General features: G+C 41.9%; 7 protein-coding genes. All 7 read left to right on the forward strand.

From position 1 onward, the window contains the following. Positions 1 to 243 precede the first annotated feature (243 nt). The 7 genes from GJB62_RS02170 to cysC all read left to right on the forward strand — a co-directional run bounded on the left by GJB62_RS02170 (position 244) and on the right by cysC (position 17,282). A complete protein-coding gene (locus GJB62_RS02170; RefSeq protein WP_114084434.1) occupies positions 244 to 4,533 on the forward strand; it encodes an SDR family NAD(P)-dependent oxidoreductase in 4,290 nt (1,429 codons plus the stop codon). Further along, positions 4,534 to 9,372 (forward strand): non-ribosomal peptide synthetase, encoded by a 4,839-nt coding sequence (locus GJB62_RS02175; protein WP_114084435.1) that lies wholly within the window; start codon positions 4,534 to 4,536, stop codon positions 9,370 to 9,372. 142 nt (positions 9,373 to 9,514) lie between these two features. Then, on the forward strand, positions 9,515 to 10,111 hold the full coding sequence (locus GJB62_RS02180; protein ID WP_147262558.1) for a LysR family transcriptional regulator: 597 nt from the start codon (positions 9,515 to 9,517) through the stop codon (positions 10,109 to 10,111). Positions 10,112 to 10,120: 9 nt separating this feature from the next. Further along, positions 10,121 to 10,819 (forward strand): cupin domain-containing protein, encoded by a 699-nt coding sequence (locus GJB62_RS02185; protein ID WP_114084436.1) that lies wholly within the window; start codon positions 10,121 to 10,123, stop codon positions 10,817 to 10,819. 12 nt (positions 10,820 to 10,831) lie between these two features. Next, positions 10,832 to 11,626, forward strand: coding sequence for an SDR family oxidoreductase (locus tag GJB62_RS02190; RefSeq protein WP_114084437.1), 795 nt, complete (start codon positions 10,832 to 10,834; stop codon positions 11,624 to 11,626). Positions 11,627 to 11,719: 93 nt separating this feature from the next. Continuing rightward, entirely contained in the window at positions 11,720 to 16,669 is a 4,950-nt protein-coding gene (locus GJB62_RS02195; RefSeq protein ID WP_114084438.1) for a non-ribosomal peptide synthetase, read from the forward strand. 34 nt (positions 16,670 to 16,703) lie between these two features. Then, a complete protein-coding gene (gene cysC, locus GJB62_RS02200; RefSeq protein WP_114084439.1) occupies positions 16,704 to 17,282 on the forward strand; it encodes an adenylyl-sulfate kinase in 579 nt (192 codons plus the stop codon). The last annotated feature ends 6 nt before the right edge of the window (positions 17,283 to 17,288 follow it).

Consider the following 17,288-nt stretch of genomic DNA (forward strand, 5'->3'; position numbering starts at 1 on the left):
CTAATTTCATAAAATTTGTACTTTAATACAACAATAATTTATAGATATTATCTATAGTAAATTGATATAACAAAAAAAAGGCTGTTCCTAAATTAATTGATATAAAATAAAAGCAAAATTTATATTTTGCAATATGAAACAGAGTAGTGTTTACAATAGCTTTTCGGTTGCCTAAATTATAGATTAGTAAGTATAAACTTGTAATTTTTAAGTATATTTAAATTATAGTAAAGAGTGTAAAAAATGAATTTTTTAGAAGAAGATAGTTTATTTTTGAAGAAAATACAACAACTAAAAACTAAACTTGAATTAGTTTTATTGGAGAAAGCTCCATTAAAGGAATGCACAGTGATTGTGAATAAAACATATCCACTGGAAGTTGTAACATATATTGTTTCAAGCTCAAATAACTCGCTAAAGCAAATTTGCTCTTATCTTCAAAATGTGTCCGGGGAAGCATTATTACCCAAAGCCATAGTACCAGTATCATATATACCTTTAACTGCCACAGGAGAGGTAGACGAATTGGCTCTGATGAACATTCCTATTGTTGATGAAAGTTTAATTGAGCAAGTAGAAAAGCAATTAAACTCGCATCACAAAATTGAACAGGCAGTGGTAGTGGTGCAGGAGTTGAGAAAGAATATCCCCTCACTCCATTTATCGGATTTGATCCCAGATTGGCAAGACAAGAATGCGATCGCCGGAGGCGGGGTTTTGCCCATCGCTAACGTTGTCCCAATTCCCATAGGCTCCCAAGCCAATACACAACAACATTTCTCAGAGCCAAAGCCACTTGCCATCAGCCACGGCGGTATTCTACCGGATGATCCCAATGCACCTATTACCTTGCCCGAAGTTTTGCAAACAGCCGCGCAACAGGTTAAAAGTGCGGGAATTATTTACCTGTTGCCCGATGGCACAGAACTACGCCAATCATACGCTGAGTTACTGGAAGTTGCAGAGCGGATTCTTGCTGGTTTGAGAAAGTTGGGACTTAAGCCAAAAAACAAAGTCATATTGCAGATGGAACTTAGCCGTGACATTATTCCCGCTTTTTGGGGCTGTATATTGGGAGGCTTTGTCCCCGTAATCATGGAAGTGCCACCGACTTATAGAGAATCAAACAAGGTGGTGGATAAGCTTTGTCATATTTGGCAGTTCTTAGATAGTCCAGTTATCTTAACTACAGAAGCTCTCAAACCAGAGATAGAATTTCTATCAGAATGGCTACCAGTAGAACGCATCAAGATAGGCACAATTGAAGTATTAAAAAACAATACTGCCAGTAAACAATATCACCATAGTCAACCAGATGAGGTAGCTCTTTTCAACCTGACTTCTGGCAGTACAGGAATACCAAAATGCGTTCAATTGACTCATCAAAATCTCATTGCTCGCGCCAAAGGGGCTAACCTACTTAATCAACACGAGTCAGAAGATGTAATTTTGAATTGGCTGCCGTTCGATCACATTGGCAGCATTTCCGACTGGCATATTCGTGGTGTGGAATTGGGTTGCACGCTGGTTTATGCACAGAAAGAATATATTTTGGGTCGCATTCTCAACTGGTTGGATTTAATTAATAAATACCAGGTTACTCATAGCTGGGCACCCAACTTTGCTTATGCGATAGTTAATGACTCTCTCAAACAAGAACCAGAACAAAACTGGAACTTATCGTTCGTGAAATTTCTACTGACAGCTGGTGAAGCAGTATCTAGTAAAGCTGTGGAGGATTTTCGAGAAAACTTGGTTGTATATGGACTCAAAGCAACGGCAATTCGCCCAGCCTTTGGTATGGCTGAGATGGGTTCGGGAATTACATATTATCAGCCCCTTCAGGAAGCACCTTTGTTGTTCCATAGAGTAGACAAATCTATATTGCAAGGTACTATTAAACGAGTAGAAACAGACCATCCAAATTACAGTACTTTTACCGATTTAGGCTCAGTCATTCCTGGAATTACCATTCGCATAGTAGACGAGCAAAACTCTGTATTAAGAGAAGACACCATAGGGCGTTTGCAAGTTAAAGGCGATGCAGTTTCTCCAGGATATTACAACAACCACAATGCCAACAATCAATCTTTTTTAAAAGATGGCTGGTTTGATACTGGAGATTTAGGATTTATTACCAACGGACAATTGGTGGTTACTGGTCGTGCCAAAGAAACTATTATCATCAATGGAGCCAACTACTACAGCCATGAAATTGAAGCAGTAGTTGAAGAAATTGCAGAAATTGAAGTGTCCTACACTGCCGCTTGTGCAGTATGCAATGCTGATGATGCAACAGAGAAACTGGCTATTTTCTTCAGTTCGCCGATTACAGAAGAAGCAAAACTGCTAGAGCTACTAAAGAAAATTCGCCAAACAGTGGTGAACAAAATCGGCTTAAATCCTGATTATTTAATTTTATTAGCTAAAGAAGATATCCCCAAAACCGTTATTGGTAAAATTCAGCGATCGCAACTTAGCGATCGCTTCCATGCAGGTGAGTTTAACCCGATTCTAAAACGATTAGATATTTTACTAGGCAATACCAACACTATTCCTGATTGGTTTTACCAAAAAGTCTGGCGACCCAAGCAAGCCAAGGCTTTGAAGACTTTATCCTCAAATTTTATAACTATAGTCTTCCTTGACGAGTTAGGGTTGGGGACATTTATTTGTCAGCAACTAGAACAGCAAAACCTACCATGTTTGTGTGTCTCACCTGGTTCATATTTTGCTAAAAAAAGCCCCAATCACTTCTTTTTAGCTCCTGGAAATGCAGATCATTATCAGCTATTGCTTGATACCATAAAAGCAGATAACCTGACAATTGGTCAAATTCTCCATTTGTGGAATTATCAAGAGTATCAAGGAGAAATAAAAAGCATAGAAGCTCTTGAAAAAGCCCAAAGTCAGGGAATTTACAGTTTATTGTTTCTTACTCAAGCCCTAGCAAAAACTCAGAATTTCCAAGATTTAGTTCAGTTATTGTTTGTTTCTAGCTACACCCAGTCTACGCAACCAACAGACAAGATAGCTTATGAAAAATCTCCTGTTCTCGGTGTAATTAAAACTATCCCCCAGGAAATACCCTGGTTAAATTGTCGTCACATCGATTTGACACCAAATTTGATACAGGTGAATGCGAACTATCTTCTACAAGAACTCCAGGTTTTATCAAAAGAGCAAGAGGTAGCTTATCGAAATGGGCAGCGTTTGATTGCAGGTTTAGAAAAAGTTTATCTGGAAGATAAACCAAAGCAAAAACTTCCCTTTAAATCAGGGGGGATGTATCTAATCAGTGGTGGGCTTGGGGGTGTTGTAGTTGAAATTGCTAAATATCTAATTAAGTTTTTTAATGCCAAATTATTATTAGTAGGTCGGACTCATTTACCAAATGAAAATATCACATCCAACGTCTCTACGGAAATATTAGAAAAAGTAAAGCTTTACCAGGAATTAAAGCAGTTGGGATCGGTGGTTTATGAGGCAGTGGATATCTGCGACTTGCAAGCATTGCAACAAGTGGTAGAAAAAGTCAAGGCTAACTGGGGAAGTCAGCTGGATGGGGTGATTCATCTGGCGGGAACTTACCAGGAACAAATGCTAGTGGATGAAACACCACAAAGTTTAGCTGCAATCTTACGACCCAAAGTCTTAGGTGCTTGGGTACTGCATCAAGTTTTAGAGAAGCAAGGACAGGGGGTTTTCATTAGCTTTTCGTCTTTAGCAAGTTTCTTTGGTGGCGCTACCATTTCCGCTTATGCTGCTGCTAACAATTTTTTGGAAAGCTTTAATCAATACCAACGTTCTATTGGTGGGTTGCACAACTATTGCTTTGCTTGGACAATTTGGCATGATACAGGGATCAACAAGGGTTATCAGAGGCAAGAAATCACCCACGCTCAAGGCTTTTATGAGATGAGCCTGCAACAAGGGTTGTATTCCTTCTTGGCTGGTTTATATCATGACCAACCACAGCTGATAGTCGGTTTAGATGGCAGTAATGCCAAAATTCGGCGTTTTACCTCGGAGTTTCCAGGGTTACAGAAATTAACTGCCTATTTCACTACGAGTAACGGTTCTGCCGTACCAGAGCTATCAGATTTTACAGTGCGCGATCGCTTCACAACAACTGTCAACTGTGACTTCGTGCAACTATCACAAATGCCCCTCACTGCTAGCGGCGAAATTAATCGAGAATTATTGGCTAGGGGTATGACTAGTATAGGAGCGATCGCTCCCCGAAACGAAACGGAACGGCAAATAGCTCAAACCTGGCAAGAAGTTTTAGGAATACCCCAAATCGGCATTCACGACAACTTCTTTGAACTGGGAGGAAATTCTTTGCTAGCCTTCCAAGTCATTTCTCGGTTGCGTGAGACTTTTTCTGTTGAATTGTCGCCCAATCGTTTTTTTGCATCGCCTACCGTAGCTGGTTTGGGAGAAAGTCTGGAGGCGCTACAAACTGTTGTCACCAAATGGAATGCAGCTATGGATGACGCAGAAAAAGAATATGAGGGAGGCGTACTATAAATGACAATAATAGAATTTGTATCTTATTTAAATAGTTTAGGCATAAAAATTTGGCTGGAAGGCGGCCAGTTAAATTATCGCGCTCCCAAGGGAGTGATGAACCCAGACCTGAAAAATAAATTGCTAGGGCGCAAATCAGAAATCCTGGCTTTTCTAGAAGAAGCTCAGATTGCAACAGACTCTTCCTTTGAGCCAATACCATCTATAGAACGCTCTGAAGAGTTGCCTTTATCTTTTGCCCAGCAGAGGATGTGGTTTCTCTATCAATTAGAAAGCCAAAGCCCATTTTATAACGAGGGTTTACAGCTGCGCGTTGCAGGTGTACTCAACGTAGAAGCTCTACAGCAAAGTATCAACGAAATCATCTGCCGTCACGAAATTTTACGGACAACATTTCCCGCAGTTGACGGGAAACCCTTGCAAATCATTTCTCCTAGCTTGACAATCAACATACCAGTGCTGGACTTGCAAGGTTTAGAAGAATCAGAAGTACAACAGATTGTCACCAAAGAAGCTCGCCAGCCTTTTGATTTGAGTAATGGCCCTTTATTGCGGGTTACTTTACTGCGCCTGGGATCGGAGTCCCATGTCCTGGTATTGATCATGCACCACATAATCACGGATGGCTGGTCAATGGGGATATTCATCCAAGAATTGTCCACTCTCTACCGAGGTTTTACTCTTAATTCCCCTTTGCTTCTGGCTGAATTGCCCATCCAGTATGCTGATTTTGCAGTTTGGCAACGACAGTGGTTGACTGAGGAAATTCAAAAACAGCAACTAAATTACTGGAAGCAACAGTTAGCCGATGCGCCACCCTTATTAGAACTACCCACAGACAAACCACGCCCCGCCGTTCAGACTTTCTGTGGTGCTACCCAGGAATTTCAAATTGACCAGAATTTGAGCAAGCAAATCAAAACCTTCAGCCAACAGTCAGGAGCTACCCTATTTCATACCCTACTGGCGGCTTTCGTCGTTTTAATGTTTCGTTACAGTGGTCAAGATGATATCTGCATTGGTAGCCCCATTGCCAATCGCAACCGCAGAGAAATAGAATCATTGATTGGCTTTTTTGTCAATACATTGGTACTGCGTAACCAGATCAAAGGAAATCCCAGTTTCAATGAGTTTCTCTCTCAAGTGCGGCAAGTTGCAACTTCCGCTTACACTCACCAAGATGTTCCTTTTGAACAAGTGGTAGAAGCGTTGCAACCAGAACGTTCTCTCAGCTACAATCCCCTATTCCAAGTGGTCTTTGTCTTAGAGAATTTCTTGTTGGATACATTAGAATTGCCTGATGTCACCCTGACTCCTCAATTTGTAGAACGTGGAACATCTCAGTTTGATTTGACCTTGGCCGTTTGGGAGACAAAAGCAGGACTGATAGGTTCGTGGGAATATAACAGCGACCTATTTGAGCCAGATACCATTGCGAGGATGACAAGTCATTTCCAGACTTTGTTAGCAGCGATTATTGCTAATCCAAATCAATCCATTGGTGAATTACCACTGCTGAGTCAGCAAGAGCGACATCAGTTGTTAGTGGAATGGAATGATACTTATACGCCTTATCCTAAGAGCAAATGCATCCATGAGTTGTTTGAGGAACAGGTAGAAAAAACACCAAATGCGATCGCAGTAGTCTATGAGAATGAGTCCCTCACATACCAACAGTTGAACGATCGCGCGAATCAGTTGGCGCATTATTTGCAAACTTTAGGTGTGGGTGCAGAAATCTTAGTAGGAATTTGCATTGAGCGTTCGTCGAAGACGTTGCCGAAGGCATCGCTCTTAATGGTAGTAGGATTGCTGGGCATTCTCAAGGCTGGTGGAGCATACCTACCCCTTGACCCAGCATATCCCCAAGAGCGGTTGGCGTTCATGCTAGAAGATGCTCAGGTATCGGTGCTACTGACCCTGGAAAGTCTGGTTACAACCTTGCCGCCACATCAAGCGCAGGTAGTTTGTCTTGATAGCGTAACCTTCAGCGCAAGAACAGAAAATTTACTCCACACAGTCACAACTGACAATCTAGCTTATGTGATTTATACCTCTGGTTCTACCGGCAGACCCAAAGGAGTGCAAATTGAACATCGAGGATTATTAAATCTCGTCTTTTGGCATCAACAAGCTTTTGCCGTGTCGTCCCTTGACCGAGTAACACAAGTTGCTGGAGTAGCATTTGACGCTTGTGGTTGGGAAATCTGGCCTTATCTGACGGCGGGAGCTAGTATTCACTTTCCCGATGATGAAACCCGGCTTTACCCTGAGCAAATGCGAGACTGGCTGTTGTCAAAGGCAATAACCATTAGCTTTCTACCAACACCAATGGCCGAGAAAGTTCTGTCATTAAATTGGCCGGCCAATGCTGCTTTGCGAACTTTGCTCACGGGTGGAGATCAACTTCATCAATATCCTTCGACTTCTCATCCCTTTGAGGTGGTGAATAATTACGGGCCAACGGAGAATACTGTAGTCGCAACATCCGGTACTGTTCCGAAAAGACAACAAGCTTACTTACCACCTGCGATCGGGCGAGCGATCGCAAACACCCAAGTTTATGTACTGGATTCCCTGTTGCAGCCTGTACCCATTGGTGTCATAGGCGAATTGCACATCGGCGGTGAGAGTTTGGCACGGGGTTATCTCCACCGTCCCGACCTAACCGCAGAACGCTTCATTCGTAACCCTTTTAATAGAAGCAGGGGGCATACTTCGACTGCGCTCAGTAACCAGGGAGTAGGGGGCAAGGGGGAAACAGAAAACTGCGATCGCTTGTATAAGACGGGCGATTTGGTTCGCTACCAAGCTGATGGCAATATAGAATTCTTGGGTCGCATTGATCACCAAGTCAAGATTCGCGGCTTCCGCATTGAACTTTCGGAAATTGAAGCTATTTTGACTCAACACCCCCAGGTACGGGATGCTGTTGCGATCGCTAGAGAAGATATACCTGGTGTTAAAAGTTTGGCGGCTTATATCATCCCAGAATTGACACAGCCAACCAGTAATGAGCTACGCCTGTTTCTCAAGTCAAAGCTCCCCAGTTACATGGTTCCTGCATCCTTCACAATTCTAGAAGTTCTGCCGATTACCCCCAACGGGAAAGTAGATCGTCGGGCATTACCAGTACCGGAGTTCGAGTCCGATGAATCCACTGGCTTTGTCTCTCCTCACACCCAGACTCAAGAAGTCTTGGCAAAGATTTGGCGGGATATTTTAGTCCTAAAACAAGTCGGCATCCACGACAACTTCTTTGAATTGGGTGGGGATTCGATCATTAGTATGCAAATTATTGCTAAAGCTAATCAAGCTGGACTCAAACTTACTCCAAAACAACTATTTCAACACCAAACAATTGCTGAATTAGCTCCTGTTGCTGGTATAATTAGCTCGGTTCAATCAGAACAAGGTTTAGTTACAGGGATTGTCCCTCTAACACCGATTCTGCACTGGTTCTTTGAGCAAAATCTGCCGGAACCTCATCACTTTAACCAATCCTTCCTGCTAGAAGTTCCCGCAAATTTGCAACCGGAATTACTAGAACAGGCATTACAAAAGTTACTCTCCCATCACGATGCTTTACGACTGCGGTTTGTGCAGCAGGAGGGGCAATGGCAGCAGTACAACAGTGATGCCAGCGATGAAGTATCGTTGGGCATTACAGATTTGTCATATCTGCCCCCAGCAGAATGGTTAAAGGCGATTGAAGCAAAAGCGGACGAAACACAAAGCACGCTGAACTTAGCAGATGGGCCGCTGATGCGGGTCGTTCTGTTTCACTTAGGCAATTCTCCCGCACGTTTACTCATCGTCATCCATCACTTGGCTGTCGATGGCATCTCGTGGCGGATTTTGCTAGAAGACTTATCTGAGGCATACAAACAATTAGAAGTTGGCAAAACTATCCAACTACCTACAAAAACCACATCCTTTAAGGATTGGGCAATTCGATTGCAGGATTATGCCCGCAGTCAAGAACTCCATTCACAGCTAAATTATTGGCTGGACTCAATGCGGTTCCCAATTGCTCCTTTACCGTTGGATTATGCTGCTATTGCTCAAGATAACACTGTAGCTTCTAGTCGGATTGTATCTGTATACCTGAGTGTAGAACAGACTCGCGCCCTGTTGCACGATGTCCCCGGAGCCTACAACACCCAAATTAACGATGTCCTGCTGACGGCATTGGTGCAAACTTTCACTCGTTGGACAAGTTCTTACTCCCTACTGATTGACTTAGAAGGTCACGGACGAGAGGACTTGTTTGAGGATGTGGACTTGTCCCGCACGGTAGGCTGGTTTACTAGTATATTCCCCGTTCTCTTAAAACTTGAGGATCGCAACGATCCCGGAAAGGTTCTCAAGTCGGTAAAAGAGCAACTGCGACGTATTCCCAACCGGGGTATTGGTTATGGCATCTGGCGATATCTTAGCCTGGATGAGAGCGATCGCAATCAATTACAAGTGTTCCCCAAAGCTGAGGTGAGCTTTAACTACTTAGGTCAATTCGATCAAACGCAGTTAGCAACCCTTGGCTGGAAATATGCCCAAGAGTCTAGCGGTTCCATTCACAGCCCCAAAGGACAGCGCCGCCATTTGTTAACTGTGAATGGATTAGTTGTTGAAGGGAGGTTGAAATTAGAGTGGCAATATAGCGAGCATTTTCATTCCTGGGCCACTGTAGAAAATCTCGCTAATGAGTATATAGAAACCTTAGAAACTATTATTGCCCACTGCTTAACTCCAGAGGCAGGTGGTTATACTCCTTCTGATTTCCCAGAAGTTGAGTTTAGCCAAGAAGCTTTGGACGAACTGCTAGCAGAAATTAATTAAATAAAGTCGTTCACATCTAGAAAGTAGATTTCTGTTTTAACAAGGTTTTCTGCAAATAAACTAAATTCCTGGAGGTTATCTATAACCAAATTGCCAATGACTCGCTACCAAAAAATATCATGATGATTACTCAGGAAAAACTATGCTGGAATTTCAGATTGAATTTCAACCTCGTATCCCTCCTTCAAAAAATTTAGTCATAGGTACTTTGGGGCCTAATGCTACTAGTAGCGACTACGCTGCCAAGCATATAACTAACCATCTGCTCTCAGAACAATTTACTGTATCAACTCAGTTATTTGATACTTTTATAGATGTCAAAGAAGCTTTACTACAAGACAAAGTAGATATGGCTTTAGTGCCTCATGCTTACGACCGAATTAATGAGTTTTACATGGAGCCAAGTTTTGATTTAGGCTTCATTTTTATATTTCCTACTCCAGTTTATGGATTGGCTAAGAAAAAAAATAAAGAGGTAGTTTTCAATGGTTCTAGAATTGTTACCCATCCGGCTCCTCTACCTCTGTTAACAAAACTCTTGCCAGACTCTCAAGATCAAACACAAATACAAGTGGATTTGTCTCCTTCTACCAGCGATTCAGCGATGCAGGTAATGCAGGGTTTAGCCGATTTTGCTATCACTAATGAGAATGCGGTGAAAGCCTACGATTTAGAATTTATTTCAATCTATGGAAACATCCGTATGAGTTGGTCGATTTTTCAGAAAAAATTAAATTAGCAAAAAGTTATGTCTAAATATTTTCCTCAGCCAAAAACCATCAAAATTAATTCTGATGTAGAGTTAATCGCATTTCAATGTCAAGACACAGTTGTGCAATTAGCTTCTATTCCCCCAGGAGCTACTTTTGAATTACATCGACATCCCGAAAGTCAAATTGGAATGCAAATTGCGGGACGTTTGGAATTTAACCTCAACGGGACAAAAGAAATTCTCGAACCCTTTGGGCAAGTTTATGTAGCTGGTTCTAATGTTCTTCATGGTTCTAAAAACCCTTTTTCAGAAACAGCATTAGCGTTTGATGTGAAACGCATCACAAATTCTGAGGAAGCTGAGGAGGCTATTCTGAAAGTTTCACCAACTCAAGATGAAATTACAGGTTTTGAGTGTCAGTCTGTTGCTGGTTCTTGGTTTGAGATTGTCATCACCAAAATTCCTCCAAAAGGAATAATCCCAATTCGCCAATTTGGTAATGAAACAATGGGAATAGTTCTTAACGCTCGATTGACGATCGCAGTAGAAGAACAACAGCAGAATTTAAAATATGGTAGTGTTTATTATGCTCCTGCTAACGCTCTTTATGGAGGACATAATCCTTCTGATGAAACAGTATCTGTGATTGAAGTTTTGATTAAACCTCGCTCTAATTTCTCTTTTAAAGATGCTTTTTTAAAGACAGATGTAGTGCGATCGCTAACTACTTCATAAAGGATATTTATTATGGATTTAGGATTAACACAGAAAGTAGCTTTAGTGACAGGAGCAAGTGCTGGCATAGGTTATAGCGTTGCCCAAAAGCTGGCGGCAGAAGGTTGTCAGTTAATAATTTGTGGGAGAAATTCTGAGCGATTAGAACAAGCTTATCAAGGTTTGGTTAGTTCTCAAACAAAGGTTATTCCCATTTGTGCTGATGTTCAAAATGCAAGTGATTCTCAAAAATTAGTCCAAGAAGCTCTCAGCCAATTTGGAAAAATTGATATCTTGGTCAATAATTCTGAGGGGGCGACATTTTCTAATGAAGCTGTAGAAAATCTATCTGATGAAGATTGGTTGTCTGTCTTTGAAGGTAAGTTAATGGGCTATATTCGCATGACGAATTTGGTGCTACCGACGATGAAAAATCAGCAATGGGGACGCATTATTAATATTGTTGGGACATCAGGTAAAGAACCTTCTAGTCGTCTTGTTAAATCGGGTGTGGCAAATGCTGGATTAATCAATTTTACTAAAACTGTTGCTACGCAAGTTGCTAAGTGGAATGTTTTAGTTACCTGTGTTAATCCTGGTTTGATTGATACTCCAAGGCATAGAGAATATTTAGAAGTATTCGCCCAAGAGGAAGGTCGGACTGTTGATTCCATCATCGAAGGAACGAATAAGATGATTCCTCTTGGTCGTCGCGGTGTTTCTAGTGAGGTTGCTAATTTGGTTGCTTTTCTAGCGTCAGAATGTGCTAGTTATATTACGGGTGTTACTATTCCAGTTGATGGCGGATTGTCAACTTCTGCTTTTTAACAATTACTTTTTTAAACGAACCGCAGAGGCGCAGAGGCCACAGAGAGAAGAAAGAGAGATAAATCACGTAATTAATATTATTTTTAAAAAACAATGGTAGTTGCACAAAAACAAAGTAAAAATAAAGATATTGAATCTATTTATCCTCTTTCACCTACGCAGGAGGGTATGCTATTTCATACTCTCTATGAGCCGGAATCGACAATCTATTTTGAGCAGTTTAAATTAACTATTCATGGCAATTTAGATCCAAATATATTTGAACGATCTTGGCAACTTTTGGTAGAGCGACATTCGGCTTTGCGAACTCTTTTTATTTGGAAGAATCGTAAACAATCTGTTCAGGTGGTGCGTAAAGAAGTGAATTTGCCTTGGTCTAATTTAGACTGGCGGATGTTTCCTCAGCAGGAGCAAGAAATACGTCTCAATTCTTTCTTAGATTCAGATAGAAAACAAGGTTTTGAACTTGACAAAGCTCCATTAATGCGCTTTGCTTTAATTCGGGTGGCCGATGAAACTTATGAGTTTGTCTGGAGTTTTCATCACTTGCTGGTTGATGGCTGGAGTTGGCCGATTATTTTCAAAGAATTGTTTGCTTTATATGAATCAATTCAGAATGGGCAACAGTTATATTTAGCTCCAAGTCGCCCTTTTCGAGATTACATTAATTGGTTGCAACAGCAAGATTTGGCTGGGGCAAAGGCGTTCTGGCAACAAAATCTTGAGGGTTTTACTGCACCTACACCTTTGATAGTTGAGCGAACAATCGGACAGAGTTCTCACCAACAGCAAAATATTGATGTGCGATCGCAACATCTATCAGCCGAGACGACAACTACTTTAAAATCTTTTGCCCAACAACATCATTTAACGCTTGCTACCTTGGTACAAGCAGCTTGGGGGCTGTTACTAAGTCGCTACAGTGGTGAATCTGACGTGGTTTTTGGAACTACTGTATCTGGTCGCCCTGCTAGTTTATCTGGTGTGGAATCGATGGTGGGGTTGTTCATTAATACTCTGCCGGCACGAGTAAAAATTTCTGACACAACTGATTTGTTAAGCTGGCTGGGGTTGTTGCAACAAGAGTACATAGAACGGGAGCAGTATTCATACACTCCACTGGTAGATATTCAAGGCGTGAGTGAAGTTCCTCGAAATCAACTTTTGTTTGAAAGCCTCGTTGTATTTGAAAATTATCCTGTAAATGTAACGTTGCAGCAACTCCCTGGAAACTTGAACATCGGGGAGCTACAAGACAGGGGACAGACTAATTATCCTCTCACACTGCTGGCAATTCCTGGCGATGAAATGACGGTGAAAATTTACTACGATCGCGATCGCTTTGATGCAGACATTATCGATCACATGGCTGGTCATTTCCTCACTCTGTTGGAAGGAATTACCATCAATCCTCATCGCACCCCAGGCGAGTTACCGCTATTAACAAAAGCAGAACAAGATTTACTTTTAGTCGAGTGGAATGCTACCTCACCAGCGCATCCCATCAATCGTTGCATCCATCAATTATTTGAGGAGCAAGTCAAAAAAACACCCCAAGCTTTGGCGGTGGTATATGAAAACCAACAATTGACTTATGAGGAGTTAAATCAGCAAGCCAATAAAATTGCCCACTACTTGCAACGCTTCGGCGTGAAACCAGATGTTCCAGTGGGTATTTGTGTGGAACGATCGCTAGCAGCTGCGATCGCTATCTTAGGAACTCTTAAGGCTGGGGGAGTTTGCGTTCCCCTCGATCCTACCTATCCCCCAGAGCGTTTAGCGTTTATGCTCAACGATTCTCAAACACCAGTCGTCTTAACTCAAACACGTTGGAAGTCATTACTTGATGGCAACTTGGCTCATCGTCTAATTGTGTTAGATGAAGATGGGGACGAAATCGCCAAAGAATCTGAGAGTAATCTGCAAGTTGAAGTAGCAGGTGATAATTTAGCCTATATCATATATACCTCTGGCTCTACCGGCACTCCTAAAGGCACTCTTGTTACCCAGCGATCGCTCACCAATTTAGTAGAACACCATCAGGCAAAAATGGCTACAGGTATTGGTGTGCTTCAGTTTGCCTCCCTTAGTTTTGATGTCAGCTATCACGAAATATCCGTGGCGTGGGGCTTCGGAGGGACGCTGTATATCATTCCTGAATGCGATCGCAAAGATTTAGATAAATTAATCCACTTGCTTGCTAACAACCCCGTTGGTAAAGTTTTTCTGCCAGTTAGCCTTTGGCAGCAATTAGCGGAAATATACGGAGAGCAAGAACATTTATTTCAGAATATTAGGGAAGCGATCGCTTGTGGCGAACAACTCCAAATTACTCAGCCGATGATTAAGCTGTTTAAGCGTCTGGAAAATTGTACACTCTACAATTTTTATGGCCCCACGGAAGCAGACTTAGTTACAGCTTATACTTTTAGCCAAAAGCCAGATGAATGGCCGATTTATCCACCCATTGGTAAAGCTGCTGTCAACGTGCAAGTTTATCTGTTAGACAGTAATCTCCAACCTGTGCCAATTGGCGTTCCTGGGGAACTCTACGTGAGTGGTGATGGTTTGGCTCGTGGCTACCTCAACCGTGCAGATTTGACTAATCAAAAATTTCTACCCAATCCCTTTGGAAGAGGCAGGGGGGCAGGGGGGCAGGGGAGCAGAGGAGCAGAAATTCTCGCCAGTCCCCAGTCCCCAATCCCCAATCCCCAGTCCCCAGTCCCCAATCCCCGCCTCTATAAAACTGGCGACTTAGCCCAATATCTACCCGATGGGAATATCGAGTTTTTGGGACGGATAGATGATTTAGTAAAAATTCGGGGCTTTCGCGTTGAACTGGGAGAAGTTGAAGCTGTTTTGAGCAAGCATCCCCAGATTAACCAAGCAGTAGCCAAAGTGCATGGGGAAAGTGCCAGGGAAAAATATTTAGTCGCTTACTTTGTCCCCATTGTGGGAGAGACAATCACAGTCGAACAACTGCGGGCTTTTTTGACTGAGCAACTGCCAGATTATATGATTCCATCAGCTTTTGTCGAAATGGAATCTTTCCCGCTAACCCCTAATGGTAAGGTAAACCGTCGCGCTCTCCCAGAACCAACAACCAGCCGACCGGAATTAGGTCAAACTTTTGTTGAACCGCGTACTCCCACCGAAGAAATCTTGGCTGGGATTTGGAGAGATGTTTTAGGGTTAGAACAAGTTGGCATTTACGATAACTTCTTTGATTTGGGGGGACATTCTTTACTAGCAACTCAGGTTATTGCTTTAACGCGCAAAGCATTTGGGATAGAATTACCCCTTTTGAGTTTATTTGAGTCTCCAGCGATCGCACCTTTAGCCCAAAAAATCGCCACAGCTAAAGCGCCAGACAGGCAGGAGTTATCTTTAAAACGATTCCCCCCCCAAAACGAACTAATACCAATTTCTTTAACCCAGCTAGAGTTGTGGTTTTTTGACCAATTTTATCCAGGCAATTCCATCTATAATTTACCTTTGGTCTATCGCATCACAGGTGCGCTCAATGAGAAAGCATTAGAGGAGAGTTTAAGAGAAATTGTCCGGCGACATGAGACATTGCGATCGACTTTTCAGGTTAAAAATGGCCAAGTTGTTTATGCTGTTGTTAACGATCCTGTCTTTGACTTTTCAGTAATCGATCTTCAGCACCTCCCCGAAACTGAGCGCGAAGCTCAAGCCACACAACAAGCTGAACAGGAAATTAAGCATCCTTTCGATTTGGCACGGGGCCCTTTATTACGCAGCAAACTTTGGCGTTTGGATGAACAAGAGTATCTATTCGTTGCCGTCACCCACCATATTGTTGCTGATGGTTGGTCTTTTAGTGTCCTAACTCAAGAACTGGCAAAAGTTTACGAAGCCTTCTGTGAGGGTAAGTCGTCACCTCTGACTGAGTTACCGATCAAATATACCGACTTTGCTCAATGGCAGAGGCAGTGGTTACAAGGACAAGTCTTAGAGTCTCAGCTTCAGTTTTGGAAAAAGCATTTAGGCACTAATCCGCCAATATTGAAGCTACCAACTGATCATCTCCGTCCACCAGCGCGAACCTTTAAAAGCGCAGGCCAACCGATAATTCTCTCCCAGAAATTAACCGATGCGCTGAAGGTACTGAGTCAACAGGAAGGCGTAACCCTATTTATGACCTTGTTGGCAGCATTCCAAACATTACTCTTCTCTTATACAAGACAGGAAGAGATCGTTGTCAGTAGCGCCCTTGCCAATCGCACCAGAGTGGAAACTGAAGGACTGATTGGTTTCTTTGTCAATTTACTGCCATTTTGTACCAACTTAGGAGGAAACCCCAGCTTTCGGGAACTACTTAGCCGAGTGCGTGAGGTAGCTTTGGGTGTGTACGCTCATCAAGAAATGCCCCTAATTAAGCTAATAGAAGAACTCCAGCCAGCCAGAGACCCCAGTTACACATTAATCAATCAAGTAATGTTTGTCTTTCAAAATACTCCAGAGGATAATTTACAATTTGCAAATCTCACTTTGAAGGAGCAGTTTATTGCTAGAGATACAAAAGATACCGCAGAGTTTGATTTAGAGTTAACGCTCGAAGAAACATCAACAGGTATTGATGGTTTGCTCGTATACAGAACCGATTTATTTGAAGCTGCCACTATTACCAAGATGGTTGATAATTTCCAGACTTTGCTGGACAAAATAACGAGCAATTATAACCAACGTTTAACTGAACTTATCTTAATATCTGAACATCCAAGTTTGCCCACCCCAACTATTGGATCTCCAATATCGAAGGATTTTGTTACACCTCAAAATTCTATCGAAGAAGTTGTGTTAGCTATCTGGAAGGAAATTTTGGGGATAGAGCAGATTAGCACTCAAGACAACTTTTTTGAACTGGGAGGACATTCTGCTCAAACTCTTGAAGTTATATGCAAACTACAGTCAGCTTTGCAAGTAAAACTTCCCTTGTTCAACCTATTTGAGAAACCTACTATAGTTCAGTTAGCAGAATCTATCCAATCTCAATTAAACAGTCAAAACGCTTTTTAGACTAGTAGTTTAATAAAATTATAGAGGTGAAGTCGTGGTAGAAAAACAGCGTGGCGTAACAATATGGTTAACTGGTTTGAGTGGTGCTGGCAAAACCACTATCTGCCGATATTTAGATACAAAATTGCGATCGCAGGAATATAAAATTGAAGTACTTGATGGCGATGTAGTACGCCAAAATTTAAGTAAGGGGCTAACTTTCAGCAAGGAGGATCGAACCGAAAATATTCGGAGAATTGGTTTTGTAGCTCACCTGCTAACTAGAAATAATATCATTGTACTGGTTTCGGTTATCTCACCATATCGAGTAATTCGAGAAGAAGTGAAAGCACAGATTGGAGATTTTATTGAAGTATACGTCAATGCACCACTAGAAGTTTGCGAACAGCGAGATGTTAAAGGTTTGTACAAAAAAGCCAGATTTGGTGAAATCACAAATTTCACTGGAATTGATGATTTATACGAAATACCTCTTAAACCTGATGTTGAATGCAAAACTGATCAAGAAAGTATTGCCGAAAGTGCAAATAAAATTTTAAATAAGCTAGAAGAGTTAGGGTACATCAATCCTCTATTATTGCCACAATTGCACAACAATTACTCGCGGATATAATGAATC

This window comes from Nostoc sp. ATCC 53789 (genome assembly GCF_009873495.1).
Lineage (GTDB): Bacteria > Cyanobacteriota > Cyanobacteriia > Cyanobacteriales > Nostocaceae > Nostoc > Nostoc muscorum_A.

Excerpts from the sequence above, each read along its gene's own strand:
- GJB62_RS02170 (WP_114084434.1), top strand. The coding sequence starts at position 244 with ATGAATTTTTTAGAAGAAGATAGTTTATTTTTGAAGAAAATACAACAA.
- GJB62_RS02175 (WP_114084435.1), top strand. The coding sequence starts at position 4,534 with ATGACAATAATAGAATTTGTATCTTATTTAAATAGTTTAGGCATAAAA.
- GJB62_RS02180 (WP_147262558.1), top strand. The coding sequence starts at position 9,515 with ATGCTGGAATTTCAGATTGAATTTCAACCTCGTATCCCTCCTTCAAAA.
- GJB62_RS02185 (WP_114084436.1), top strand. The coding sequence starts at position 10,121 with ATGTCTAAATATTTTCCTCAGCCAAAAACCATCAAAATTAATTCTGAT.
- GJB62_RS02190 (WP_114084437.1), top strand. The coding sequence starts at position 10,832 with ATGGATTTAGGATTAACACAGAAAGTAGCTTTAGTGACAGGAGCAAGT.
- GJB62_RS02195 (WP_114084438.1), top strand. The coding sequence starts at position 11,720 with ATGGTAGTTGCACAAAAACAAAGTAAAAATAAAGATATTGAATCTATT.